The sequence below is a fragment of the Terrisporobacter muris genome, from assembly GCF_024621905.1.
GTDB classification, from domain to species: Bacteria; Bacillota; Clostridia; order Peptostreptococcales; family Peptostreptococcaceae; genus Terrisporobacter; species Terrisporobacter muris.
On record NZ_JANKBY010000017.1, the window covers coordinates 1 to 26955 of the forward strand.

At 29.2% G+C, this 26955-nt stretch carries 36 protein-coding genes; 2 read left to right on the forward strand and 34 right to left on the reverse strand.

Annotated features, from left to right (window positions below; translation table 11 throughout):
* Nucleotides 1-87: 87 nt before the first annotated feature.
* Both NSA58_RS02745 and rbr read left to right on the forward strand, forming a co-directional pair.
* Nucleotides 88-603, forward strand: a complete 516-nt coding sequence (locus NSA58_RS02745; RefSeq protein WP_074078720.1) for a peroxiredoxin — start codon at nucleotides 88-90, stop codon at nucleotides 601-603.
* 283 nt (nucleotides 604-886) lie between these two features.
* Entirely contained in the window at nucleotides 887-1474 is a 588-nt protein-coding gene (rbr, locus tag NSA58_RS02750; protein ID WP_074078719.1) for a rubrerythrin, read from the forward strand.
* A 116-nt stretch (nucleotides 1475-1590) separates the two neighbouring features.
* Here rbr and NSA58_RS02755 read toward each other — a convergent pair whose 3' ends face one another.
* From NSA58_RS02755 to NSA58_RS02920, 34 genes are all read right to left on the reverse strand, one after another.
* On the reverse strand, nucleotides 1591-2397 hold the full coding sequence (locus NSA58_RS02755; protein WP_074078718.1) for a peptidoglycan recognition protein family protein: 807 nt from the start codon (nucleotides 2395-2397) through the stop codon (nucleotides 1591-1593).
* A gap of 84 nt (nucleotides 2398-2481) precedes the next feature.
* A complete protein-coding gene (locus NSA58_RS02760; protein ID WP_257560014.1) occupies nucleotides 2482-2739 on the reverse strand; it encodes a phage holin family protein in 258 nt (85 codons plus the stop codon).
* A 15-nt stretch (nucleotides 2740-2754) separates the two neighbouring features.
* Nucleotides 2755-2985, reverse strand: coding sequence for a hemolysin XhlA family protein (locus NSA58_RS02765; protein ID WP_257560015.1), 231 nt, complete (start codon nucleotides 2983-2985; stop codon nucleotides 2755-2757).
* 1 nt (nucleotide 2986) lies between these two features.
* Nucleotides 2987-7438, reverse strand: coding sequence for a phage tail spike protein (locus NSA58_RS02770; RefSeq protein WP_257560016.1), 4452 nt, complete (start codon nucleotides 7436-7438; stop codon nucleotides 2987-2989).
* Between the two features lie 21 nt (nucleotides 7439-7459).
* Nucleotides 7460-7846: a DUF1617 family protein gene (locus NSA58_RS02775; protein ID WP_257560018.1), complete on the reverse strand. Its 387-nt coding sequence runs from the start codon at nucleotides 7844-7846 to the stop codon at nucleotides 7460-7462.
* A gap of 2 nt (nucleotides 7847-7848) precedes the next feature.
* Nucleotides 7849-8130 (reverse strand): hypothetical protein, encoded by a 282-nt coding sequence (locus NSA58_RS02780; RefSeq protein ID WP_257560019.1) that lies wholly within the window; start codon nucleotides 8128-8130, stop codon nucleotides 7849-7851.
* A gap of 49 nt (nucleotides 8131-8179) precedes the next feature.
* The gene (locus NSA58_RS02785) at nucleotides 8180-8866 is read right to left on the reverse strand and encodes a phage distal tail protein (RefSeq protein WP_257560020.1); all 687 of its coding nucleotides are present in this window, start codon (nucleotides 8864-8866) and stop codon (nucleotides 8180-8182) included.
* 3 nt (nucleotides 8867-8869) lie between these two features.
* Nucleotides 8870-11554: a phage tail protein gene (locus NSA58_RS02790; protein WP_257560021.1), complete on the reverse strand. Its 2685-nt coding sequence runs from the start codon at nucleotides 11552-11554 to the stop codon at nucleotides 8870-8872.
* 279 nt (nucleotides 11555-11833) lie between these two features.
* On the reverse strand, nucleotides 11834-12139 hold the full coding sequence (locus NSA58_RS02795; protein WP_257560022.1) for a hypothetical protein: 306 nt from the start codon (nucleotides 12137-12139) through the stop codon (nucleotides 11834-11836).
* 97 nt (nucleotides 12140-12236) lie between these two features.
* Entirely contained in the window at nucleotides 12237-12710 is a 474-nt protein-coding gene (locus NSA58_RS02800) for a hypothetical protein (RefSeq protein ID WP_257560023.1), read from the reverse strand.
* 6 nt (nucleotides 12711-12716) lie between these two features.
* Entirely contained in the window at nucleotides 12717-13121 is a 405-nt protein-coding gene (locus NSA58_RS02805) for a hypothetical protein (RefSeq protein WP_257560024.1), read from the reverse strand.
* Complete coding sequence (locus NSA58_RS02810; RefSeq protein ID WP_257560025.1) at nucleotides 13111-13554, reverse strand: phage virion morphogenesis protein; 444 nt, start codon at nucleotides 13552-13554, stop codon at nucleotides 13111-13113. The genes NSA58_RS02805 and NSA58_RS02810 overlap by 11 nt, the downstream gene beginning before the upstream one ends.
* A complete protein-coding gene (locus tag NSA58_RS02815) occupies nucleotides 13544-13852 on the reverse strand; it encodes a hypothetical protein (RefSeq protein ID WP_257560026.1) in 309 nt (102 codons plus the stop codon). The genes NSA58_RS02810 and NSA58_RS02815 overlap by 11 nt, the downstream gene beginning before the upstream one ends.
* The gene (locus NSA58_RS02820; RefSeq protein ID WP_257560027.1) at nucleotides 13849-14181 is read right to left on the reverse strand and encodes a phage head-tail connector protein; all 333 of its coding nucleotides are present in this window, start codon (nucleotides 14179-14181) and stop codon (nucleotides 13849-13851) included. Before NSA58_RS02820 ends, NSA58_RS02815 begins: the two co-directional genes overlap by 4 nt.
* A gap of 2 nt (nucleotides 14182-14183) precedes the next feature.
* On the reverse strand, nucleotides 14184-14339 hold the full coding sequence (locus NSA58_RS02825; RefSeq protein ID WP_257560028.1) for a hypothetical protein: 156 nt from the start codon (nucleotides 14337-14339) through the stop codon (nucleotides 14184-14186).
* A complete protein-coding gene (locus NSA58_RS02830; protein WP_257560029.1) occupies nucleotides 14340-15308 on the reverse strand; it encodes a phage major capsid protein in 969 nt (322 codons plus the stop codon).
* 11 nt (nucleotides 15309-15319) lie between these two features.
* Entirely contained in the window at nucleotides 15320-16057 is a 738-nt protein-coding gene (locus NSA58_RS02835) for a hypothetical protein (RefSeq protein WP_257560030.1), read from the reverse strand.
* Between the two features lies 1 nt (nucleotide 16058).
* A complete protein-coding gene (locus tag NSA58_RS02840; protein WP_257560031.1) occupies nucleotides 16059-16490 on the reverse strand; it encodes an XkdF-like putative serine protease domain-containing protein in 432 nt (143 codons plus the stop codon).
* Nucleotide 16491: 1 nt separating this feature from the next.
* Complete coding sequence (locus tag NSA58_RS02845) at nucleotides 16492-17331, reverse strand: phage head morphogenesis protein (protein ID WP_257560032.1); 840 nt, start codon at nucleotides 17329-17331, stop codon at nucleotides 16492-16494.
* The gene (locus tag NSA58_RS02850; RefSeq protein WP_257560033.1) at nucleotides 17324-18862 is read right to left on the reverse strand and encodes a phage portal protein; all 1539 of its coding nucleotides are present in this window, start codon (nucleotides 18860-18862) and stop codon (nucleotides 17324-17326) included. Before NSA58_RS02850 ends, NSA58_RS02845 begins: the two co-directional genes overlap by 8 nt.
* Nucleotides 18862-20280 carry a phage terminase large subunit gene (gene terL / locus NSA58_RS02855; protein ID WP_257560034.1) on the reverse strand — a complete coding sequence of 473 codons (1419 nt, stop codon included), beginning with the start codon at nucleotides 20278-20280 and terminating at the stop codon, nucleotides 18862-18864. The genes NSA58_RS02850 and terL overlap by 1 nt, the downstream gene beginning before the upstream one ends.
* A complete protein-coding gene (locus NSA58_RS02860) occupies nucleotides 20273-20722 on the reverse strand; it encodes a helix-turn-helix domain-containing protein (protein WP_257560035.1) in 450 nt (149 codons plus the stop codon). Before NSA58_RS02860 ends, terL begins: the two co-directional genes overlap by 8 nt.
* Nucleotides 20723-20778: 56 nt before the next feature.
* Entirely contained in the window at nucleotides 20779-21078 is a 300-nt protein-coding gene (locus NSA58_RS02865) for a 4-fold beta flower protein (protein WP_257560036.1), read from the reverse strand.
* A gap of 438 nt (nucleotides 21079-21516) precedes the next feature.
* Nucleotides 21517-22686, reverse strand: coding sequence for a helix-turn-helix domain-containing protein (locus NSA58_RS02870; protein WP_257560037.1), 1170 nt, complete (start codon nucleotides 22684-22686; stop codon nucleotides 21517-21519).
* Nucleotides 22687-22704: 18 nt separating this feature from the next.
* A complete protein-coding gene (locus tag NSA58_RS02875) occupies nucleotides 22705-23349 on the reverse strand; it encodes a hypothetical protein (protein WP_074078692.1) in 645 nt (214 codons plus the stop codon).
* Between the two features lie 90 nt (nucleotides 23350-23439).
* Nucleotides 23440-23940: a hypothetical protein gene (locus tag NSA58_RS02880; RefSeq protein ID WP_257560038.1), complete on the reverse strand. Its 501-nt coding sequence runs from the start codon at nucleotides 23938-23940 to the stop codon at nucleotides 23440-23442.
* 180 nt (nucleotides 23941-24120) lie between these two features.
* Nucleotides 24121-24495: a hypothetical protein gene (locus tag NSA58_RS02885; RefSeq protein WP_257560039.1), complete on the reverse strand. Its 375-nt coding sequence runs from the start codon at nucleotides 24493-24495 to the stop codon at nucleotides 24121-24123.
* A complete protein-coding gene (locus NSA58_RS02890; protein ID WP_257560040.1) occupies nucleotides 24492-24890 on the reverse strand; it encodes a RusA family crossover junction endodeoxyribonuclease in 399 nt (132 codons plus the stop codon). The genes NSA58_RS02885 and NSA58_RS02890 overlap by 4 nt, the downstream gene beginning before the upstream one ends.
* Entirely contained in the window at nucleotides 24874-25014 is a 141-nt protein-coding gene (locus NSA58_RS02895; protein WP_257560041.1) for a hypothetical protein, read from the reverse strand. Before NSA58_RS02895 ends, NSA58_RS02890 begins: the two co-directional genes overlap by 17 nt.
* Nucleotides 25015-25026: 12 nt before the next feature.
* Nucleotides 25027-25221, reverse strand: a complete 195-nt coding sequence (locus NSA58_RS02900; protein WP_257560042.1) for a hypothetical protein — start codon at nucleotides 25219-25221, stop codon at nucleotides 25027-25029.
* On the reverse strand, nucleotides 25221-25667 hold the full coding sequence (locus tag NSA58_RS02905; RefSeq protein WP_257560044.1) for a YopX family protein: 447 nt from the start codon (nucleotides 25665-25667) through the stop codon (nucleotides 25221-25223). Before NSA58_RS02905 ends, NSA58_RS02900 begins: the two co-directional genes overlap by 1 nt.
* A gap of 2 nt (nucleotides 25668-25669) precedes the next feature.
* Entirely contained in the window at nucleotides 25670-25813 is a 144-nt protein-coding gene (locus NSA58_RS02910; RefSeq protein ID WP_257560045.1) for a hypothetical protein, read from the reverse strand.
* A complete protein-coding gene (locus NSA58_RS02915; RefSeq protein ID WP_257560046.1) occupies nucleotides 25813-25986 on the reverse strand; it encodes a hypothetical protein in 174 nt (57 codons plus the stop codon). Before NSA58_RS02915 ends, NSA58_RS02910 begins: the two co-directional genes overlap by 1 nt.
* A gap of 10 nt (nucleotides 25987-25996) precedes the next feature.
* A complete protein-coding gene (locus NSA58_RS02920; RefSeq protein ID WP_257560047.1) occupies nucleotides 25997-26758 on the reverse strand; it encodes a sigma-70 family RNA polymerase sigma factor in 762 nt (253 codons plus the stop codon).
* Between the last annotated feature and the right edge of the window lie 197 nt (nucleotides 26759-26955).

Genomic DNA, 26955 nt, shown 5'->3' on the forward strand with positions numbered 1-26955 from the left:
TCTGTAAATAGATTAAATTAGTAACATTAAATCTTAATAATTAATAAAATAAATAGATATATAATTCTTTTTAACGAGGTGATTTTTATGACATGTCTTCCAAACTTAGGAGAAAAAGCCCCTAATTTCAAGGCCAATACCACTTTTGGATCAATAGAACTTTCTGATTATGCTGGCAAATGGGTAGTACTTTTCTCTCATCCAGGAGATTTTACTCCTGTATGTACTACTGAATTTATAGCTTTTACAAACTTAGCTCCAGAATTTGATAAAAGAAATACTAAATTGTTAGGACTTAGTGTTGATAGCAATGCTTCTCATTTAGCATGGGTATATAATATTTTACAAATTACAGGAATAACTATACCTTTCCCAATTATTGAAGATCGAGATATGAAAATAGCAAAACAATATGGCATGATTTCAGATTCAATGAGTTCTACATCAACTGTAAGAACTGTTTTTATCATAGATGATAAACAAGTTCTAAGAACTATACTTTATTATCCGCTTACTACTGGAAGAAATATTCCTGAAATACTTAGAATAGTGGATGCTTTGCAAACTGCTGATAAATGTAAGGTGGTTACACCAGCAAACTGATTACCAGTTCTATTATAACTGTATAATTATATATAATTCCAAAAAGTAACTTAATTTTTATAAAAGGCTCAGTTCTATCAACTTAGAGCGGTATAATTAAAATATGGAAATGAGGAAAAAGAAATAGGTAAAAATAAGATAATATAACATTTCTTTAAAAAATAAAAGATTTTTCAAGGCAAAATCAATATAAAATTAAATGAACAAAAGCATAAATTAATAGTTTACAATTATGGTAAAATATGTTAGTATACAAAATGAAATAAGCTTATAGGGGGTCTATATGAGAAGTTTAAAAGGAACTAGAACAGCCGAAAATTTAATGAAATCCTTTGCAGGAGAAAGTCAAGCAAGAACAAGATATACATATTATGCAAGTATAGCAAAGAAGCAAGGATATGTACAAATATCAAATATATTTATGGAAACAGCAGAACAAGAAAAAGAACATGCTAAAAAATTTTATAAATATTTAAAAGAAGATTTTGTAGATGAAATGATAGAAATAAATGCATCATATCCAGTATCATTCCATGAAGATACTATGGCAAACTTAAAAGCTGCTGCTGCTGGTGAAAATGAAGAATGGACAGAATTATATCCTGAATTCGCAAAAATAGCAAGAGAGGAAGGATTTGAGGCTATTGCTATAACTTTTGAAAGAATAAGTGAAGTAGAAAAAAGACATGAAGCTAGATATAATAAATTAGCTAAAAATATAGAAGAAGGAAAAGTATTTAAGAAAGATGAAAAAGTACTATGGAAGTGTTTGAACTGTGGTCACATACATGAAGGTGAAGAAGCACCTAAGGTATGTCCAACATGTATACATCCTCAGGGATACTTCGAAGTATTTGTAGAAACATATTAAGAACTGTTATTATAATAGATTGAAAATCGATTATAATTTATAAAGACTAGGAAAACTTAAAATAGAAATAATAAAAAAGTGCTAGAGTAAAATTAATTACCCTAGCACTTTTATTTTTATATTAATTCTATGTATTTATTACTAGTATTTACAAAACCACTTTCTCCTTCGTGCCAAATTGAACCCCAACCATTATGTACATATCCAAGAGTTACTATTTCGCCCTTTTTAAGACTAAAATCTATAGCTCCTAAATCACCTTTTGAATTAGGTCTACTTTTTCTAACATTTAAGCTATCACAAACAACCTTAGCTTTTTTATTGTAATCACCATTTTTTAATTGTTTGTATTCTACTTTTACGGTATCTTTTTCTACAAGTTTATTTTTAAACCAAGTCCAGCTATAGCCAAATTTTCCAGCTCTTAACCAACTAGGGCAATTCTTCTCAGTCCAGTCATAATGAGCTTTAGCTACAAGAGAAGATTTATATTCAGTCTTTAATAATTTAAATAAAGCTATAGCATTAAGATAAGTATTATATTGCTTAGCCTTATCATTGTACATACACATTTCTATACTTATAGAAGTATTATTTCCAGATGTACATCCTTGAGCATATGCTTTCCAATTTAAAGGAATATTTTGAATGATTTTATTATGCCCTACAGTAATATGCCATGAGGCCTTTCTGTAATTAGATTTACTTGTTCCTGCATAAGGATCATTATTAGCATTTTTTAGTGCTAATGCCATTCTTGGTGCATCTACATCATAACAATCAGTTTGATGAAAAGTTATTGATGTTGGTGTTATTTTACTTCCAGGAATGCAACTTCCTGCCTTTAATAGTGAATCAGATACTACTGTAGCTTTATTTACTTTAATTCCATTTACTAAAACATGATTTTTTATTTTTTCCATTTTATTTACCTTCCTTTATTTATATTTTTATAAAATAAAAAGTAACTTCCCATGATCTAAGCAAAGTTACTTTAATAAATTAAGTTACTTACCTTGTATTAAATTTTTAAATATTTGATGTAAACCTGTACTTGATAAACCACTAAACATACCTCCTAGAATAACATCTGGACTAATTCCACCAACTATCCATATATTTAATGCACATCCTAATAATGCCATTATTAGTGGTATATACTTATTATCCAATGAAGTAAAGCTATTCTTTAAAACATAGCCTACGCAAACACATATACCTACAATTACCAAAACTACATAATCACTTAAAAAATTTAAATCCATAATATTACCTCCTAATTAAAATAAATTTTGTTGTATTGACCAAATAAAAAAGCCAACTAATGTAGTTATAAGTACATAAGTTAGCTTATTTAATGTTCCTGTTAATTTTTCTAAACTATTACATAAGTTCTCAATTTTCACATCCGTCTTAGCTTGATTTTTTTCTAATTTATCAATTCTTTCGGAGTGCCCATTGAGTCTTTTTTCATGCCTTTCTAATGTATCTCTTAAGTGTAATTCATCCATATTATGCTCCTTTCTTTAATTTATCTATTTTATTTTTTAAGTTTTCTATTTCATTTATTGCATACCTTAATGCTCCTGCTAGCACATTTACATAAATTTTCTCATTGTAACTAAGTGGACTTCTTTCATCATCTGGCTTATTTACAATAATTTGACCTATTCTGTTATCTGTTCCATCTGCATTATAAAGTAAGTCTTGTGCAATAAATCCTATGTGCTGTTTATCATCACCTATAAAGTTAAATATTGCTGTAACTAAATCATTTTTAACAAAGTTGTATAAATCTAACTCGGTTATATCAGTTGCTAGTCTACAGTTAGGATTTGCTGTAGTACTTAGATATCTTATATTCTCTTTTAAAGTTCTATCACTAGAACTCGAAACACCATTTACTGAATACACTTTATTAAACATTTTTGCACTATGACCTAGCACAGCCTGTCCGTTATATCCAGGTCTAAAATATACAGTTTTATCAGCTTGTTGAGTTAACTCAAAGTTAAAATTCGACTCACTACCAGGAGTTACACCCCTTATACCTAACCATAAAGATTGACCACTAGATATAATAGCTGGAGAATTTACTTGTTTTGAGCATGATATAACACCGCTAGACTCTAACCTAGAATAATTATTACCTATACTTGTTAATATTAAGTTATTACTATGAAGTTCTCCTGTAGAATAAATTCTAAATGCATATCCATCCACTGAGTTAGAATCTGGTGATGTGAAAAAGTTGCTACTACCTCTTAACTCTCCACCAACAATTATTGCACCTTTAATGGTTCTACCATCTATTGCGTCAGCAGACAATTTAATTGAAGTTATAGAACCATCAACTATTAACTCTCCACTATACATTCTAGTTATATTAAGTCTTTCGACATATATTCTACGATATTGTTCTGCTTGGATGTTTATTTTAAATCTAACATAAGAAGCACCACTAGGTCTAGAAGGCACAGTTATAATCTCATTTATTTCAGTCCAAGTATTAGCACTAGATACAGTTCCATATATTGTACTAGAAGATACTATCTCATTATTTGCATTTCTCCAACAACAAGTTATATCTAACCTAGAACCTACAGTATCAGATTTTATCATAGCTTTGACTCTGAATTTATCTCCACCATTTATACCATATAACTTGTTACTAATATTGGCATGATTATATTTTTCACTTCCTTTAATTGAACATACCTCGTAACCTTCTGTACTTCCACTAGTTCCTGTAAAAGTTGAATTGGTAGGTATCACTACATAGTTAGTAAAATCTCCGATTGCAATTTTCTCTGCTAATATAGTGTTAGTCTTTATATTTTCACCATCAATCACTGTTTGACCTGGCGTATTCAAATTTGTCATAGTAACATAACCATTAAGGTTTATTTTACTTGCATCTATTTTTATCGTTTCTGACGTCTGATTAATACTAGATATTATGTTGTTGTAACTAACTTTTCCATTCAAATCATTTTTGTATGCGGTAGACTTAGTTACAGTAGATACTATAGCGCTATCAGTTATTTTTACCTCAGCACTCTTCTTCCAAGTTTCTAATGCAGTAACTTTCCCATCTACTGTAGTTTGCTTATTCTCTACTGTAGAAACTCTACTTGTAATACTAGATAGATTAGTTTCTATTGTTGCCATATTTGATTTAGTAGTAGATATTTCAGTTTTATTAGCATCTATCTGTTCCTGAATATCTTCAGGAGCTGGTGTCCATCCTATATCCATAGTTCCAAAATAGATTCTAAGATTAGATATAGTGAGTGTCCCAACCATATTGTCGGTTCTCATATACACTATCTTCGTGTCTTTTTCCATAGTTGGTTTCCATATTTTCTTTATGCTTCCACTGGTATTTGTTGGACTTATTGGCTCCCTACTTGTCACCGGGCCATATTGTGGTTCCCCAGTTTGCATATAAAATGTTCCACTAGGATTCTCACCCTCATATTTCCAATCAAATACGACTATTAATTCCTTATCCTTTATATCAGTGAGGTATGGTACAGTTAAATTATAGCGAGCACCTGTTATATTAGTCGCACCTGTACTAACAATAGACTTAGGTGTTCCAGTATCTTTGACAATGTTTCTTACACCTATTTGAATATTATTAATAGCTTCTGTTATATCAGTAGATTCAACTTTTAAAGCTATCTTATTATTTAATTGAGTTATGCTACTTTCTGCTGTACTTACTCTAGAATTTATACTAGATACTGTGTCACTAAGATTACTTAGCTCTGATTTAGTTGAATATGTATTTCCTACTGTAGTTTTAAATCCACTTAAATCTTGACTTAAACTAGCATATTTGTTTTCTACTGTAGCAACTTTTCCACTTAAACCACTTATATTAGTATTTATTGTTCCTATACTACTTGTATTGCTTGCCACTGTTGTACTTATTCCATCTACTGTAGCTTTTAAAGAAGTATATTTATCACTTATAGTTGTTACATCACCTTTTATAATAGAGTTTTCAGATATTAATCCTTCTATCTTTCCTTGAGCAACTGTAATAGCTGTTGTGTTGGACTCTATCTTATTATCAAGTCCATCTACATTAGATTTAAGTCTATTAAAACTTACTTCTAAACTTTGCCCAGTTAAATCTATTGCTACTTTAGATGCTTTAATTAAACTTGTATTATCATCTTTATTTAATCCAGTGATAAGAGAAGAATAATTAATTTGCTTTTCTCCTATTGCATCTGCTGCAACCATATTCTCTTTTATTAAATCATCAGCTATAGCTTTTTCTTTTATTCCAGTATGATCTATAAGAGTTGTAATGCCATCTTCTCCACGTAAAATAAAGTTAAAATTACCTTGAGTATCTTGTCCCATCTGAATTCTAACTTTATTATTTTTATCTTTAAATTGTTGTGTAGCTCCTACAATTTCTATTCCACCATCATCACTAGTTACTGTAAATTTATTTGTAGATATTCTTCCAGCTAATAATTTATCTACACTTAAACTTTCTATCATAGCATTTTTAATAGTTGCATTTGCTATTACACTATTACTAGATGATATGTTTATAAACTGTCCATTTTCACCAGTTACAAATTTACTTAGAAGTGTTTGTAAATCTAATGTTTTACCACTTGCTACATCAAACTTTATATTAGTTGCTGTAAAGTCAGTTATATCAGCTTTATTTGCTTGTAAATCATTTATTAATGCACTATGAGTTACAGTAAGTTTATCTATAACTCCTACATTAGCTTTTAATGTTCCAAACTCACCCTCTATTGCATTTAGTTTGCCTGTAATAGTAACATTTTGAGCTTTTAAGTTAGTTATATCAGCATTTATAACAGTTAAGTTAGTAATCTTAGCTACCTCAACCTCTAAGTCTGATATCTGTTTACTTTTAATATCATCAACTTTACTTCCATCTACAGTTCCGTTATCGCTAGTAATGTTATCTACAGTGCTATTCTTAGCTTCATTTTCTTTTTGTAAGTCTTCAAAGGTAAGAGTTGTATTTCCTAATTCACAGGTGTTTTGAGTAGGACTCTTAGGGTACTCAATATACTTAACTATTCTTTGTTTGTCTCTAAATTTTTCTTGCTTAGATAATAAAGTTATAGTATCTCCTAAGAAAAAATCTAAGAACTTGTATTCTGCACTTTGTTTTGCTAAATCTACTATATCAGCTTGATATGATCTTTTAGGTTTAGATAGCTCATCTAGTTTAGCTTCTGCATCTTCTTTTAAACTATTTACATCTGTATATCTGTTATCTTCCCATATTGTCTCAATTATTTTACTTGAATATTGGAAGTTATCTATGTACTCCTTACCACCATTTATAATAGATATATTTAATTCATCTTTCCCATAAGGGTATATTCTAGTTGCATAGTCATATGTATCACTTGGAATTGAAAAAGATTTTAAGTTTAATTCATCACTAAAATAAACCCCTTTATCGCTTCCAAATTTTTCATATACATATATTTTCTTATTAATAGCATCAAACCTAAAATCTACTCTAAATACTTTCCTAACTTCTCTAAGTACTTCTAAAGCATTAGTATTTTTAAGTCTAATTGTACGCCTTTTAGTAATATTATTATCTGCTAATATCCATCCAGTTCCAGCTATAGCTAATCTTATTGTATCTGTAATAGTATTATTAGAGGTATCAAAATTAGCTATAGCTTTTCCAACAATATCTTCAACATTTACATTACAAGTAAATCGTTTAAAACTATCTGTAGGATCTATTGCTTTAATTACATACTCATTATTTTTATTTCTTACATATCCTTCTTCTTCAACTAAATGTATATTTTCATCGCAAATAGAAAGAGAGAACTCTAATAGGTCCTCTCCACTTAAAACATATTCAATTTTATAATCTTTTAAATTAGTAAGAACACCAATAGCCTTATGTTCTTTATTATATAATTTCAACATATGTTCTTACCTACTTTCTAGTTATTCTTCTATCATATAATCAATTATCATTAATTCTGCAGGTGTCATATCATAATTCCCACATGTTAAAGAATCTAAATTAAACTTATGTATATCAATATCAACTTCTATATCTAATAGCTCATTTATTTCTTTATTCCAAGCTTTAAGATGTTCATCAGATATTTTTAGATTATTATTTTCATCAATCACATTATTTCCTTCTTTGTCTTTAATACAGTATTTGTCTATTAATTTTTGTCTTTCCTCATCATATATTTTAAGCTCTTTTTCTAATTTCTTAATATTCTTTGATATTGCATATGATACTTTAATTGGTAATTGCTTTTGAGATATCGCTACTAAAACGTTTGTATCATTTAATATTTTTCTAATAGTTAAGTTCATTATTATTTACCTACCTTTCCTGTTTTTATAGTGTTTATCATTGCTTTTGCTAGAGTATTACTATCAACTTCTATTTTTATCTCATTACATTTTTGCGAAAATTTACTAATATTATCTTTATTAAAATCAGCTATAATATTATTTAACTCTATACCATTTTTAGGTATAGATATATTAGATTTATTTTCAGAAAGTATTGTTGTAACTTTCGCGTTTAATGCATTTACTTCTAATTTAAGCAGTTCTATTTCTTTTTTTAATTCTTCATTTGATATATTTTCCATAATACTTTCTCCTTTTAATTTTGAGTATAAAAAAAGAACCCTATAGGTCCTACCATCTTTCATTGTATTTTATTTTTAAATTAACATCATCTCTATCTACAGTTATATTATTAACTCCTGGTTTTAATATAGGAAACTCAAACATATCAACATCATTTATTTTAGATTTTCCTCCTGCTACAACTTTGCCAGAACCTATATAAACTGTTTCATTTGCTTTGATATTGTGTACTACTATCTTAGTCTCATTAATAGTTATTGTATAACTTATTATACTTGTTGTTGAAGTTAATTCTAAATTAGCATAACATTCCTTAGGACTATTAATATTTATAGTGTCACTATTGCAGGTAGTGACTGTTTTTGTGTCTTTATAAACATTTAATATATCATAACTTAGAGTAATCTTCGTTGTATTAGAATTTAAGACTATAGGTTTATTATCATCTTCTTTAATTGATACATCATAGTTCTTATTTTTATATTTAAAAGTGCAGCTAGAAGAATGTTCTATAAACTTTATAATATTATCTTCTGCAACCTCTCCACCATAAAAGTGAATAGTTAATTCTAAGTTCCTAAATGTATGAACCCTAGAATTTACTCTAATCCCTTCTAATGCTTTCTTTGGCCAGTAATTACCCATATTACCAAACTTAGTTGCATCTGCATTAAACTCTATAACTTTACAATTATATTCACTATTTAAATTAGTACTATTAATTAATACACTCATATTTTACCACCCCCTAGCAGTTCTTGCTATCTTAGGAGACATGATATTGGTTAATTCCCTTCCATCTACACTAATCTTAGGGTCATTCATACCTGTGTTTTCTATAGCTTTTGAAAAAGCATTAATCATAACTTCATACATTTTATTATAATCTATAAGATTATTAGTATTATTATTAGATATAACACTTTCATTTACACTTCTGTTATCTAATATATCTGAATTATCAGTGAAAGCATTTATAGAGTTATTAGCAAAGTCTTCTACTGCTCTAGTTGAAGAAGGCTCTCCTCTCTTAACCCCTATTTCATATCCTTCTGTAGTCCATTCACCAAATTGCCTGAATAGTTTTGATGGAGAATTTATACCTAATAACTTCTTACCTGCATTTATAGCTCCTTTAACAGCGCCAGTAATAGATTTAACCACCCAACTAGCTCCTGACTTTATACCATTTGATAATCCTTTAATTAAATCTTTTCCTACTTGAAGAAGTTTACTTCCGAATGACTTTGCAGCATTTAAAGCTCCATTTAGAACTCCTTTTATAGCACTTATAACAAGTCCTTTTGCAGCTGAAATTATTTTAGGAATAGAATTTATACCAGCTTTTACAACACTTTTTATTGTATTCCATATTGTCTTTACTATATTTCCAATAGCATTCCAGAATCCATCCCAGTCACCTCGTATAGCTGATGTTATTGCTACTATTATAGACTGTATTATATCTAAAGCTGATTTGATTAAAGTTTTAATAAGATTCCATGCAGTCTTTGTTGCAGATTGTATATCTTTTGCGTATTTATTCCACCATGATTTGACATTTTTTATAAACGTATTAATAAATATAGATATAGCATCTAAGTAAGATTTAATAATATCTTTTATAAAACTATAAGCTATTTTTATAGCTTGTTTTATATCTTCGCCATGTTTGTCCCACCATGCTTTTATATCAGCTAAAACTAGATTTATAATGCTTTTTATAAACTCTAAAGCTGTAACTATAATATTTCTTATAAATTGATATGCCATATTTATAGAGTTATTAATACTTTCACCATGAGTATCCCAAAATTGTTTTATGGCCTCTAGTCCAGTTTGGATAATTACTTTTATAAACTCTAAAGCTGTACTAATTATTGTCTTTATAGTCTCCCAAATAACTATACAGTCATTTTTGAAAGTTTCGTTAGTATTCCATAAATATATAAATGCTCCAGCTACAGCCGCTATAATTCCAGCAAATGTTAAGAAAGTAGCTGATGCTGTTCCTATCATTGTTACAACTCCACCGAACATAGTCCAAACACCATTAAGCGCAACCATCCATCCATTCCAAAGTCCAACACCCATTTGCAATGGTAGCAGTAATAACGTCATAGCTGGTAATAAAAAACCTATAACACTTAATATTTTAGCTATTACAGGATGTGCTTCATTGAATTTAGATATCCAATCCGAAACTACTCCAACAACTTCAAGAGCTACTTTTAAAAATTGCCCTGCTGTTTGTATAAGAGGTTCTAATGCTTTTAACACTTTCCCTTTAGTTGTTTCAGCTAATTTTTTCAATCCTTTATCAGCTTCCAGTGCTGCACTAAACATTGCCTTATATGCAAATGAAGCTGCCATACCAACAATAGGAAAAGCCATAGCCATGTTCATATTAGCAGCAGTTATTCCTCTAAGTAACAAACCGTACTTAACCATATCACCTTGTGCTGCTCTTATAGCTACTTTTTGTGCAGAATAATTTTTTATAACTTTTTCAACACTACCACCAAGTTTTCTATATCCTAAAGATAATCCGTTTAATGGTGATCTACCAGCTTCCATTGTTTCATTTAATAACTGGAATTGACCTATAGTAGATGGCGGAAGCATCATCTCAGGTTTAATACCATGCTTAGCTAACCCTTTCATTCTTTCTGTAAGTATCTTCGTTTGATTTCCCATGAGCTTAGTCATTCTAGCATTTAACTTTATGCTGTTAGCTTGTTGCCTTAGTTGTTGGTCTGTTAGTCCTAGTTGGCTTCTCATATATATTTGTTTAAAAGTCGTATCATCAAGCCCCAAAGCAAATTTAGTTATAGCATCTCTAGCATTCATTGCTTGTTGAGAATACTTTCCATAATATCTTGATGCTTTACGAGCTTCTTCGTGAAGTCTATACATTTCCGAATAAGCCTTTTTAGTGCTTTCAGGAACATCTCCTCCAAGAATCATTGATAATCTTTGCATTTCCTTATTGAATTTTTTATTTTGCTTATACCCATTAGAAAAACTACCACCTATGCCATTAATAGAAGCATTAGCACCAAGCGCATCTCTTTGCAGTCCTTTTAACTCATCTCTTAATTCTTTAATACTACGTTTTACATTTTCTATATCAGAATCAATTTTACCAACATTATCACCTAAAGAATTAGCAGAAGAAGAAGTTTCATCCATAGAGCTAGACAAACCTTTTATATCTCCAGTTATTCCAATTGCTTCTTTTTGCAAGCTCTTTAACTCTTCTATAATTTCGCTTAATGATTCTTCAGCAGATTTAACACCTTTAGAAACATCATTTTCAAGTGTATCAGCGAAATTTGATGAATCCTTTTCAGCTTTATCAAGAGAATTGCTAAAATCGTCAGTTTCGGCACTAATCTTGACGTTAAACTCTTTATCAGCCATTTATCCACCTCCTTTCAGAGATTGAATTTTTTCTTTAAGTCCTCTTTCATCTTCTCCATTTCTTTTCTTGACTTTTTCTTTTTAAATATGTTCAGAATTTTGCCTTTTTTCGCACTTACATAGCCGTAAGCAACAGCCACTTTAATGCCTTCTAGCTTCTCCTTATACTGTTCTACATAAATAGAAAGTTCGTAAAAATCACTGTTCCAAAACACATCCAAGGGTACTTGATTTTCTATGACATAATACTTAATGCATTTGTTCCAATCTATGTAACCTCTATTTAGAGGGTATAGTTCCTCGATTATCGTCAAATTCTTGTATCATTGCTTTTAATAGGTCTCCATATAATGCGTATAACTCCTTATCTCCTATTTCATCAGCTAAGTTCAATACCTCATCTTCACTTATAAACTTATTAGAAAAAGATATTGCACATCTAACAAGTGTTAATATATCAGAGTATGTAGGCTCTTCATCTGTTAAAATAGGTTTATTTGTTAAATCAGAATATAACTTCTTTTGTCTTGCTCCAAGTTTCATTATGTATTCTTTGTCGCTGTATTTTTTAACTATTGTTTTCATATTAGATCTCCTTAACATTTAATTTTTGCAAAATAAAAAGGCGAGAATAGTTTAATCTCACCTTTTATTGTTTAATTTCACCCTTTATTTAAGTATTCTATTCTCTCTCACTTGATGGTAATGATGCTTTTGCCCTTGATACAGAACCATTAACAACTAATGATATTTCAAGTCCAGCTAAACCATCTTCAAAATCCCCTGAAAAAGTTTCTATTTTCATAGTAGCTTCTAATAAATCGTCTACGTTGCTTGTAGCAGATTCTAATCCAGCATAACTCGATTTCTTTACTACTAGCTTTACAGTTAAATCTTTTGCTCCTTGCCATGCATCCCAAAGTGTAGCAAATACCCCTTCATCGCTTTTATCTGATAAATTAGCTACAGCATTCATATCTATTGAAAAATCTTGTCCATTTAATTCTCTTGAAGTCATGCATTGACCCTGAGCAGATTCTACTCTATCTACAAATTCCTCAAACTCGTTTGAAGCTTCAAAAGATGCTCCACTTTGACCTGCAATTGGTTTTCCTCCAATCATAATAAGCACATCAGCACTTCTTGTTCTTGGCATTTAAAATCACTTCCTTTGTAATACAAAATTAAATTTAATAGAAGCTTGGTAAAGTATCGTATTTTCATCTATGTAGTGTTCTGTAATGCCATTATCACCATCATTACTTAACTCACAGTCTGAAATTAAATACTCTCCAGCTTCTTTATATAAAAGTTCATATAAACTATTGTAAATATCCATGTATTTACTATTTATTTCTTTTCTTCCTTTATTACTTCCATCATACCAGTAAGATAAATCCCATGTAATATAATGAATTGTCTCACCTGTCCTTAGTATCTTATCTGTATGTTTCACATTGCCTAATTTGATATAAGGCATTTTTATATTTTCATCTATAATATCAACTACCTCAAATCCTTTAATAGACAAGTGTTGATATATAGTTGTTTGTAAACTATTTAGCATAACTAGAAAGTATCCTTTCTATATCACTTTCAAACTTTGGAGTCACTTCTTCAAAAGATGGTATCAGATATGGTTTCTTTCCTTTACCAGCAGGGTAATTAACTTTCTTAACAAATACCCAATTACCATCCCTACCTCTAAACCTTAGAAATTTTGCTTTTTTAGGTTTTATAATATAGGCTTTAGAACCATATTCTCTAGCCCTAGCATAAACGACATTAGTTCCTACAAAAGATGCGTTACCTTCATGTTTTGTATTAATACTAGTTTTTAATCTAGAAGTATCTACAGCAACTTCATCTTTTGCTTTTGATTCAATCATATAAGCATGTTTTTTTCTAGATTTATCTGTATTAGTAATTACATGTTCTTGGTAGCCTCTTATATAAGTTACTAATTCTTTTATGTTATTTACATTAACTTTAATCTGCATGATCTAACCTATCTAAAGTCACATAAGTTTTATTTTTAATTTTTTTAGGTTTATGCATAGGCTTATAGTATTTACCTTCAATCAACACATAGAAATTATCAATATCTATGATATCCATAGTTGTAAGATTTAAAGATTCATGATTAGCAACTCCAAATACTTGTATTTGTTTTTCTAAACTAAGTAAAGATAAATTACAGTAAATAGACTTATAAAGAGACTTATTCTCTATACGTCCACCTTGACCATCACCTTTTTTACTAACTTCATATAAACCAACTTGAGTATTAAACCTCATATTAATCTCACCTTGACCTTATCTAATTGAGATTCTCTATTTGCAATATATCTATCTAAATCTACTTTAAAATTATCTAGTAAATTATTATTATAAGAAAAGCTTACTCCATCACTATTTTCGCTACTAAGTCCTTCACTACCTATTCGATTATATCTAGATATAACTAGTTCAGTAACTATATATCCAAGCTCTTGAGGTACACTATTTTCTTTTATGTAATTCTTAACCTGTTGTGAACTTCTTTGTATTAAAGAATTTAAAAGCTCATCCTTATCAGACGAGCTTAACCCTAGCGATATTTTTACTTCATTAAGAATATTGTTCATATTTATTTATCCTTTTTATTAGCTTTAGACTTTGTTTCTTTACTTTCTTCTGATTCTTTAGATTCCTCTGCATTTTTTCTATCAAAATATTCTCTAGTTAAAGCGACTAATGCTTCATCCTTTAATATTTCATCGTCTACCGTTTTTCTTAACTTCATTTATTCAGTCATTGCAAGACTTCCTACAGGCTCAGTATAATCCATCCAAGCAACACATTCTGGATTATTTATTACTGCATCTAAATAAGCAAATCCTATATGATAAGTAGCATCTCTTTTAACACATTCTACACCCGTAGAAGTCATATTATATCTTACATCTCTAGTGAATACTGGCTGTAAGTTAGATAATGGAGTCAAAGCTATAAAATTATCTGGGTAAGTTGAAACTATTTCGACTGGTAGTCCTGATAGTTTCTTAAGTTCTCCATCAACTATAACACTATCTGCCCATGCTGTAGGTCTAGCTATTATAGCTCTTTGTAAATCTAACTTAGTATTTTCTGATATGATCCAATTGAAATTAAACTTAGGATGATTCCAATACTTAGAAGGGATTAATTTTTTTAATTTTATTAAATCATCTGGACTAGGTAAATTAGCTCCTAGATTTAATTTCTTTGTGGATTTTTTCATTTTCTTAACAAATCCATCTAATATTTTTAAGAATTCATCATCGCTTCCACCAGTAGCAGCCGTATCTCCTTGGAATAATAAATCTTGCATATCTAAAGCAAAAGCTTCTTGCATCATAGATGTTAATGCAGTTTCCATATTTTGACCTCTTTGTCTTAATATGTACCAAACATCATCATTAGATAGCCACATATCTAGAAATACTTTTACAACATTGTAAGGTACTTCTCTTTTGTTTGCATCAAAGTTACCTGTTGGAACATCACCTGCAGTATACGTATGCTTTCTTGTTTTTCTAGTTTGAGCTTCTAAAGCTTCTATATTGCCGCTTGTTTGGTCTTTATACTGTACATTTAATTTTTTTAATGTATTTGAGTTTTGAATTATATCAAATATAAAAGCTTCAGCTTGATCTGTTACTAATAAAGTTGATGCTGCATTAGCTTTCTGTAATTTTGATATCATTTCTGATTTTGTTAATGCTATAGTCATATATTTACCTCCTAATTAAACATGCTTTCAAAAGCACCTATGTATGATTTTTTTATTTCTTTTCCTTCTGCTCCTGTATCTAACGATTGCGGAGCTCTTCTTGATTTTTTTAAATCTGCTATTTCATTAATTAATGGTTCTGTAGCTTCTTTTATAGCCTTAGCTATCAATTCTTCTTGAGTAGGTTCTTTAGGTGGTTCTCCACCTTCACTATCCAATGGTGGCTCTTCTTCACCTTTTAAAATTTTTACATCCTCTTTTATAGGACTTAAAGCTTCATCAAGCATTTTCTTTATATCTTCTGGTTTCATATCTTCATCCCCCTCACTTTTCTTGATTTCTTGTATCTGTTCTAATGACTTTTGAATACCAACAGTACTAACAGTATTTATTATGTAACCTTTAAACGCATCAATTTGAGTAGCTATATGACTAGCTTTATCTGTTATGGTAGAATCTGATAGAGTATTCTCCAATGAATCCATTAATGCCCACCTAGCATCTCTTATCCTTTGCTCCATAACTGCTTCGCCTACTAATGTATTAAAATCAGTTATGTATTCACTCTTCTTAACCTGTTGTTTATCTTTTGTGAAGAAGCTTTTTAGAACATTAAAAAAACCTCTAAACTCTTCATCATCAGAATTTACAGGTTCTTCATCAGCTTTATAAATTTTTACTGTTTGCTTATTAGCTCCTTTATTAACCAAGCTAATAAAGTCTATATCTATATCTTTCATTCTTGGCATTTTATTTCTCACCCCCTTCCACATATATAGCAGTCCCTCCTATGCTAAATCCAGTTATATTACCTAACTTGATATCATTCCAAGTTGTATCATCAGTAACCTTTATTGCTGCCACCCAGTCATCTTTTAAAACATCAATTTCAGGTATATCACATTTAGCTATATAATTTTCTACCACATATCCATATCCACCTATTTCATTATGTTGCTTATCAACTCCAGCACCAACCTTATTAACTGTATTCATAAGCTTCTCCATAAATTTATGAGATGCTTTTTTAACATCCTCTACTGTAGCCCAGTCCCCATGGCTGTCAATGTAGTCAATTGGATTACCTTCGTTATCAAATTCTTTTGAAGGTCTATAAACTACTCCTTCTACAATTCTATTTTCTTCATCTAGCTTAGCTATTTTAACATCTAATTGTTTCATATTATATCACCTCACCTTCTAATATAGGCTTTAACGAACATCTACATTGAATAACATTGCTCGCCTTTGCATTATATGAGTTATCTCCAGGATAATCTAATAAATCACCATCGACTATAAAATGTTCATCAAGCTTAACTCTTTGCCCCTCAGCTTCTTTGTGGTGATCTCTAGTTCTTTTATCTTTAGTAGAACTCCATTCTTTGCCTATAACAACTCCACTCTCTTTATATCCTTGTAGTGTTCCAGCATTACTTGAACTTATTATTTCCGTTCTAGCAACTACTGTAGCTCTTTTCATATCAAATTCAGGCATATTCTTAATTCTATTAGATAATTCCGGTATACCTTCGCCTTTTTCAAATCCTTCTGATAATTCATTTATAATAGCTTTATGTGTGGTATCTGCTACTTTTATGGCAAACTTAATCTTTTTATCTTCTAAAAATTTAAGTGCTTTTTCATTAAGTAAATCAAACGATATGGATACACTACTTTGCCCTATGCTTGATAATACTTCTTGCTTAACTAGATTAAGTATATTTATAAAGTGTTTATATACTACTTGCTCATATAGAGCCTGTTGTTTTTCTATATTATCTATGTAAAGTTGTAATATCTCATTAGTTACTGTACCATTATCAATGCTATCTATAATTTTAGATTGTTGTATTTTAAGAAGCTTGTTAAATTCACCTTCAAACTCTAAAAATGCTTCATATACCATCTCTAGCCATTCATCAGATTGATTTAGTTGGTATATCCATTCTTTATTATCATCATTCTTATATATAAAGTCTTTTAATATTCCATTAATTGTACTTAGTTTTGAGTTATCCATTTAAAGCACCCTCTATAGTCTTTTGTAACTCTTTTAATGGATTTATAACTTCTTGCATATAAAAAGCTTTAGAGATAGGATTTTGCTCTTCAACCTGTTGTTTATTATTTATATTTTTATTAGATAAATAAACCTGTAAAGGTATATCTCCCCATTCATCTGTTATTGGCTCAAACTCTTTTCCTAATAACTTACTTAAACTATCTAATAGCATATTTGGAGTAGCAACCCCACCAGCTATATAAGGAGTTAATGCTTTAGCTATTTCAGTATCATCAGTAGTCTTTGGTCCTTTAAATTTAAGTTCAACATATTTTATATTTAATTCTTTCATGAGTTTTTTATTTAATAAATCTGCTAAATCTTCTCTAAGAGGTTCAAAAGTTTGTTCTTCTGTAACTTTTTTAGCAGTTTCAGCTGTAGCTCTATTAAAGTCTTGAGTATCACCTGTATAAATAGGTGTCAATCTAAAACTTGACCTTACTATATCCCTATTATCTTTTAGGTATTCTAAGAATAAAGCATCATCTTGCATTATTTCTGCTAACTTTTCAAAATGTATTTTTACATTAGATTTACTATCTTCCATGCTAAACTCATTATCAAAAGCTTCTGCTTCTAATATAAGGTACTTATGTTGTGCTTCTGTACCTTTAGCTCCAGCTAACGAATCAATACTATCTTGTGTAAGTTGTCCGTTTTCAACTACTATAGCTAAAGGTATATGCCTACCGCCTTCAAAGTAATTAAAATTAAGCTCATCAGCACTTCTAGAGCCCATCATTTTTACTAAAGCACCTATATATCTAGGTAATCCATACGGAGTATAAGGACAATATATATTATCAAATATAATTGAATTAGCTTCATCATTTATATTTATTTCTTCACATTCATTTAAATACTCGCCAGTAAATCTATTTAATTTACGAGGATCTCCTAGTTCTTTAAAGTAAACTTGTTTAGAACCTACCATCTGGATAAACTTCTTAAACTTTTTCCAACGTTTAATTTTACGTTCATTACCATTTGAGTCAGTTATAACTTCTTCAACTTCTATTGGATCACTTTCTTTGCATAACCTTACAGTGTGTGAAGGTATATGTTGAAGTTCTGATATTTCTCCAGTTTCATCAGCTATGCACTCTATGGTTCCATATCCTATACGTTCTCTATCCTCTATAAATTTCTTTAATACTCCTGTAAATCGTTCATCAAAATTGCAGTACTTTAAAAATAATTCATATTTGGACCAGTCTTCATCGGCTATTTTATTTTTCGATTTTTCCTCTTTATAGTCAAAGTTATAATCTAATATAGTCCCAAAACCCACTATATTATTTTTATAAGCTTCTATACATACTGATAATATGTCACTATTTTCAGTTATTCTAGATAATGATTCAATATTCATTTCTGGTTGTATTATATAACCTTGACTATAAAACTCATTGAATATATCATCAATTTGTTTAGATTGCCCTATAGAATTTCCCATAATCTTTCTAACTCTTACTTGCTGCTTTGACATTATCTTCTCACCACCTTCCTACGTTCTTTTTTAGTTGTTGTCTTTTCATCTAAGGTATTACTTATAAATGCTTGCATTATTTCTGCTAATCCTGTAGTAGCATCAGGTGCATCATCATGCTTATTTTTACCCTTCCTTTGGTATTTGTTCATATCCTTATAATACTCTGGCCATTTTTCTCTCCAATTTATAGGAAAATGAAGCTTATTCATAACCCAACTACTTTGAGTTAATATCCTAGCTTCTTTATTTTTACCTTGAAAAAACCACTTAACGATGGTTCTTCCTTTTAACTCTTCTATTGATACTTTAATATTCCTAGCAAATCCTTTACCGCCATTGTTACTTTCAACTATAGCTACATCAGTATTATTTTTTATTAATACATGAGGTACTTCTTTTTCTGTAACTTCCATTGGATCATCATTATAATAAACATCTAATACATATCCTTCACCTTTATATACACCACCTACAATAGTACAAAGTTTATCTTCTCCATCATCTGCGGTATCTGTATAACTTAATATTTGTTCAAAGTATGGTGGCAATTCTTCATATGTACTAAATCTAGTATATAACTTATTTTTAGCATCTATAGGTTCTTGTTGATAGTTAGCTAGTGCTATATCTTCTCCCATAGCTCTAACTTTCATTTCATAACTTTGTTTTGACAATACTTCTTCACAAAGCATACTTCCATCGTCTTGTACAGCTTTCATAAGTATTTGTCTACACTTTTTATCTTTAAAGTGTTCTAACGCCCTACCAGCTAAATCCATAGAAGCCCATCTAGTCATTATAATTATGATTTTCCCACCTTCTTCAAGACGAGATAGCATAGTATTTGTAAACCAATCCCAATGCTTTTCAAGCACATTTTCATTATTAGCTTCTTCTGCATTTTTAATTAAATCATCAACTAATAAAATAGAACATCCAAATCCTGTTGCTGTTCCTCCTGGTGATGTTGCTAAATAACTATTATAAGCTCCTTCAAGTCCCCAAAGACTCATAGCTCCATCACCACGTTTTATTCTTGTTTTAGGAAATATATCAGAATAAACAATTATATCTTCATCAGCCTTTTGTTCTTGAATTGCATTTCTTACAGCTTTTGAAAAAGTGGTTGATAGTGTTTCATTATATGATCCTGTCATTACTTTTTCATGAATATTTTTACCAAATACCCATTCTGTAAATAAAGAAGCTGTTCTACTTTTACCATGTCTAGGTGGCATATTAATAAGCAGTATATCATCATCACTATAATAAAAATCTTGCATTTCATTACAAAGTTTAACTATATATTCTCTATCTTCTTTATAAAAGTCCGGAGCCATTGCATTGCAAAAATAAAAGAACTCGCGTCTTGCAAGTTCTTTTTTAGCTTCTAATTTAATTTTTCCTCTATCCATCACGTATCAACTTCTTTAAGTCATCTGTACTTAGCCCTTCCAACGGATTTTTAACTTCTACAGTGTTATTAGATTCAATAACTTGTTTATCTCTCCATTTGTCTGGCCTTCTATTCTTTAACCAGAATATTTGAGCCGTAGTATCTGGAGCAACTTGTTTAGTTACTCTTTTTACTTCTTCTCCATTTTCATATGTTATTTCATCGTATTCATATCCTAAAGCTCTTTTTAGCAAAGCATTTTCTACTTCATAGTCTACTATTTCTTTCCCCTTTTTTAGGGTAGCCGAAAAGGCCGAATACTTATTTTTATATTCTTTAAATGTAGAATATGCTACACCTAAATTTTTGGCTATCTGTTCATCGGTGAGCCCATCTCTTGCCCATCCTTCAATCAATGTAAGCTTAGGCTCAACGTGAGTAAAATACTTTGACTTTGCCATGGACTCACCTCCGTTTCTATATAATAAAAAAGAACCCTATTTCTAGAGTTCTTTAATTAAAAACTATTTGGTTCCGGAAAATCTTCATATCCTCCATACATCCCATATGCACAATAATTACCATATGTCCCACAAGCTCCACCATTAATATATGGAGCAGAAGGCCCACTATAATTACGTTTAGATTTACATGTTATAAGTCTATCGTTATTCATAACTTCTCCGATATATTTACCATTTCTTCCATATATATCTTTCCCACTTAATACTCCTACACATTTACCACTTTTAGTAAATAAATATCCATTATTTATATAACCAAAGAATTTTCCTTTCCAAGTCCAAACATATTTCATTTGTATCACCTCTCTTTCAAGTATACAATTCTACTTAATTCGAGGATTTCCTTCTTTTTTATTTATATTTTTTTAATTATTTTTAAATTTATATAATATAGTTTTTGAACATGAAAAAAGGCTAGAAGTTAACCTAGCCTTTTTCCAAAATAATTAGACAAGGAGTATTACCCTACTCCCAAATCTCTCATTTCTTTTTTCGTTATAGTCCAAATATTACGCAAGTTATTGGAATTGCACCAATTTAAATACTCTTACTTGTACAGTGACCAGGAGGTTAGTCCTGGCCTGTGAAAGAATGTATAATAAGGATAACTAACTTTCCTTATGATACTATATTATCACATTTTCAACTTTAATGTCGGTACAAAAACGGGAATTTATATAAATCATATTATTATAAAATAAAAAAGAGCTTCGATATCAATCTCAACTCTTTCACTTTATAACTCTTAGGTAAAATTTTTGTTTATTCTTCTCTTTGCTTGCTAAATAATCATCTTCTAAAAAACATAATTTTTCAATTTCTTTTGTAGAAAATGCTAATCCTTTTACTAAATCATTAGCTGATATAACGTGATTATCTAATAATAACTCTATAGCTTCTCTTAATATACTTGGCTTCTCAATCTCTATAATATCATCTAATGGCTCTTGTATTCTCCATTTTTTTGCGCTAATTCTCTTAAACAAATATGTTTGTTGATCATCTGTTATTAAATTCAACTGATTTGACCTAACAATCATACCAGCTATCGAAACTTTCCATTTTCTTTTTAAATATACAAAATTATCTATATTTATACTGTATATATCATTGGAAAATTCTTTATCAGGTAATAAAAATGCACCTGCAAACTTTTTAGCTTCATCTTCAATTGTATTATAATTTTCTTCTATTTCTTTTTTACTTAATTGGGAGTGAAGTATTATGTGTCCTAATTCATGAGCAAGATCCATTCTAGACCTTACAGCTGATTCCTTATCGTTTGATAAAACAATTACTGGTGTTCCACTGCAAGTTATGTTTGAAAATGCATCTACCTTATGAGTTTTTATGTCAAACCTAGTTATTATTATTCCATTTCGCTCTAATACTTTTGTCATATTAGCTATAGGTCCATAACCCAATCCCCAATATTCTCTTAGAGTTAATGCAACTTTTTCTATATGTTCATTAGAACAACCTATTTTATAGCCATCATTTAAATTCTTACAGATATTAAATTTAGGAAAGTCTATATACTTACAAAAATAATTATAGATTTCCTCAATAAATAGTATGTTTTGTTCTAATGAATATTTTATTTTTTTTGTGGTACTTCTCATACTTCTAAAAAAAATAGGATTCTCATAATTTGACTCCCTATAATTTTCTTTTTTTTTAATAAAAAACTCTATAGGAAAATCTAACTCTTTAGACAATTTAATTAGATTTTCTAAACATATTTTAGCTTTATTATTTTCATACTTAGAAATTGATTGCTTAGTTACACCAATAATTTTTGCAACTTCATCAGTTGTGTATCCTCTTGCTATTCTTGCTTCTTTAATTCTATATCCTAAAATGTCATTATTATTAATATTGTCAAAATTATTAAAGTTCATTTTCAGCCCTCTCTCAAACTATTCTATGACCTTTAGTTTAATGTCTTGTGAAATCACTTCCTTTAAGTTGTCAATGTTTAATATAGGTTTGTTTTCTTCACCCATATCATCATATGTATATACTATAGGTATATTTATAGTTTTTATTATATTTTTAAATTCGCTATCTGGTATTATAATATTTAAACTTTTTAAATAATCCTTGTACTCATATGCTATTATTCCATAGTATGGAGTACTTTTTTTATTAAGTTCTTTATCTAAATTAAATTTAAATTGATTACATATTAAATCATTTCCCTTTGCATACTCAAGTTTATACTTTGATTTACTAGGTAACAATTCCTTGCTCATCACTTTTGATATTGTTAATACTGTATTATTTAAAACTAGTTTCGGTATTTTTTGACTAAATGCTAGCTTAATTATTTCTGACTTAAATGGTACATTTGAAGGTAGTAATTTAGGGTCAAATGCTCTATTTATTATATATCCTAGCAATTTACCTTTGATTGATTGAAAATATTCCCCTGAAAAAATGTCTTTTTCTTCATTAATCAATTGTTCATATACTTTTATAGCATCTGAAAAAATTAATGGTATTACTTTTAGTAAGTCTTTATTTAAATCTTCTTCTAATATCTTCATCATTTCTATATACATAAACTCCTCCTTCTGAGACAACTTTATACTTGTCTAATATTATAGGAATTTATCGTCTATTTGTCAACCAGCCAGTTGTTTATTTACAATTTATATATCTAACATATTAAATAGATTAGGTTCTTCCTCTTTAAAAACATTACTACCAAACAATTCTATAGCAATACTTTTTACAGCTTGTTTTTTATATTTTCTTAGAGTTTTTTCATCACAATGTAATTCTTGCGACATGATAGTCCATCCTATTTTATTCCAATATCTTTCTTTTATTATATTTTTACGTATTGGGTCTAGATTATTTATAGCTATATCAATTTTTTTAATTAGGCTTTTTTCATGATATATATTTATATCTATTTCTTGGATAACACTAACTGGATCTATTACTCCATCTAGTACTGTATTTGATATTTTGTATGTAGGAGAAACTTTTATTCCCTCATATGTTATAGCTCTTATAGCTACATTACCATCTGATTTAATGTCTTTTCTTAGACTTTCCAAATGCTCTATATGGCTTTTCATATGCTTATACTCATATAAAAGTTTTTCAGTAAATCTAAAGCTATTATTTTCTAAGTTTTTATCCATGATGTCCTCCTTATTTTTATTTAGTTTTCATTTGAGAATAGAGAATTAATACTATAATAGTTTAACTCTCTATTCAGTTGTTATTTTTTATATACTGTTCTAATCATTGCTAATGTAAACAACACATCAAGTACTAAAATAGCAATTACTATATTAATAAATAGTTTCATTTAATCTCCTTTATAAAAAACTTAATTGACCTATTCTATTGCAATTCTTTAATTTCATATTGAATTCTGTAAAACCTACCCATGTTGATTTTTCCCAAATTCTATTACTGTATAAATCTAATGCTAGATCCTTCGCATCATCATCTGTATTAATCCATACACATTCTTTTTTTACATATTCTATTAACATTTCAAGTATATAACCTTCATTATTTTCATCCATATAATCATAAATTAACTTAATCCAGTTATCTTTTAAATATATTCCCGAAGGTGTTACAATCTCACTTATACTGTTTTCTACTTTGTTATCATTTTTATCTTTGTATTTTTGTAAATGATGCTTTTCATATAATTTTCTATACTTCATAATCATAACACTCACTCTACATCCTCTATTTCAACTATAATTTCCGATTTATCAGAAAATATTTTCTCTGCACATATACTAGAAATATATCTATCATCACTCCAGGCAACTCTATTCAGTCCATCTAGTACACTTTTGATATAGTTATCAATATCTGCTTTTGTAGGTCTTATTTTACCTTCTAGAGCCTGTTGTTTCTTCTTTTTAGAATAACTACTAGGTATTTCAAACTTAAATAGTATTTTTACAGATATATATTTATCTTCAAAATAAAATCTGTTTCTATATGCTAGTCTGCATATTTCTTCAAATACTTTAGTCTTAGTTGGCGTATACACTGATCCGTATTTACCAAGTCTAGGTCTTTGTTTTGCTACTGGAATTGTAGGTATCTTAAATTTTACTTTCATATTTTTCCCTTTCTAACTTACTGACTTCTATTTCTGCTTTCTTAACTGCATCTGAGTAAGTCATACCTTCCTCTATATAAACATTAGCAAGTATTAACACTTGTTCAATCTTTTTACCTTTCATTTACTCCACCCTTTAATCAACTAATTCTAGCCTATTGTCATCCAGTATATGATTTATAGCTTCTTCTTCTGTATTCCATTCTAAGAGTTCATATTTACCAAATTCATTTATAGTTCTACCAATAGGCATATATCGTCCATCTAGTTCAGCATGTACATTGTATTTATTATTTCTATTTTTTATTACTTTAGCTTTTAACTTAGTCATTATCTTTTCTCCTCCAATAACTCTGAATTTTCATATATATTTCCTCTAACTTCTATTCCTTTCTTTTTCCAGTACCCTAAATCATTTCTCCAATATTCTTGATTTAACCATTGTATATAATACCCTAAATCTGTCTGATGTTCATTGTCATATAAGCCATATACAATTTTACCTATGCCTTTAGTACCTTTATTTACATATTCAACAATATCACTTTCGTATATTTTTATACCATTCATATCTTTAAGTCCTGTATATTGCATTTTTACACTCTCAACTTCTTCAAAATTCATTGTATTATTCTTTAATTTAAATAATCTAAATTCGAAGTCGGTAAAACAATCACATACAATCTTGTAATAACTTAATGGAAATAAACTCTCTTTGTTTTGATATACCATAGACTTATTTTCTTTATCCCAAAATCTTAATAATATTTCTCTCATATTTACCTCCTTATGATATATCCAGCCATATAGTACAAAATAACACCTATACTTAGCTCATATATATTACTAGCATTAATCACTACTGTGTTTTTTATTATTTGTGAGCCAATCATGCATAACCCCATACTAATTAATATCCTCATTATCTATCCTCCGAATAAGTATATATTTTAAATTCATCTTTTGCTCTTCCATTAGTCATGGATCCGCATTCCCTACACTGTGATACTGTTCCTAGTCTTTTAACTTGTAAATACACTACAGTTCCACCACAACAACCACAAGCCTTCTCTTTTCCTCCTAATATTCTCCTCATATGCTCACTCCTAAATTATTTCTCTTAAAGTGTTTAATGCAGCCTTTTCTAATCTTGATACTGTTACTTGAGTCGTATTTAATACTTTTCCTACTTGCTCTTGAGTTAAATCATTAAAATATCTTAACTCTATTACTTTTCTTTGCTTATCTTTCAACTTCTTTAATCTATCCTTAATAATCACTCTATTTAAGATTTGTTCTTCTGATAAGTTATTTTGATTTTCTATTGTATCAATTTGCTTCATATCCGTTCCATCTTCGCCCTTATAATATGATTCATATAGGCTTTTATGACCTTCCATACAATTAAAAGTACTTCCTAAATCTTTTATTCCAACTCCTATATAATCACTAATTTCTTTTAAGGTAGGTTCTCTTAATAATTTTTGTTGTAATTCATACCTAGATTCAAGTGCTTTTTTGTATAAGTCTCTATCTCTTCTTCTTACTCTAAACGGCTTCATTTCGTTAAGATCTCTTAAGTACTGATATATTTGTCCTCTTATTAGCCAAGATGCATATGTTCCAAATTTAAGTTCTCTTTCTACTTCAAATCTATCAACTGCTTTCACTAATCCAATGCTTCCTTCTTGAACTAAAGATTCAAAATCAACTTCCTTTAAAATATTTCTAGTTTCATTTGCTATCTTATATACTAGTTTCATATTACTAGTTATAAGATAATCTCTTGCTTCTTTATTTCCAGCATGAGCTATTTTAAATAATTCTTCATTAGTTTTATCTTTAATTTCTAAATTTGTATAATTCATTTTATTTTGTCCCCCTTCATTGTCATTTCTAGGAGTAACTAGCAATAAGCTACTCCTAAGTTTTTAAAACTTACCTTTCTGACTTTCTAACAAGATTTTTTCTAATTCATCTGGAGCGTATCCAGCAAATGAATTATTTACATTTGCTCCTGCACCTTTTTTATATGTTTTTTGTATATTATTGTTATTTTTGCTAA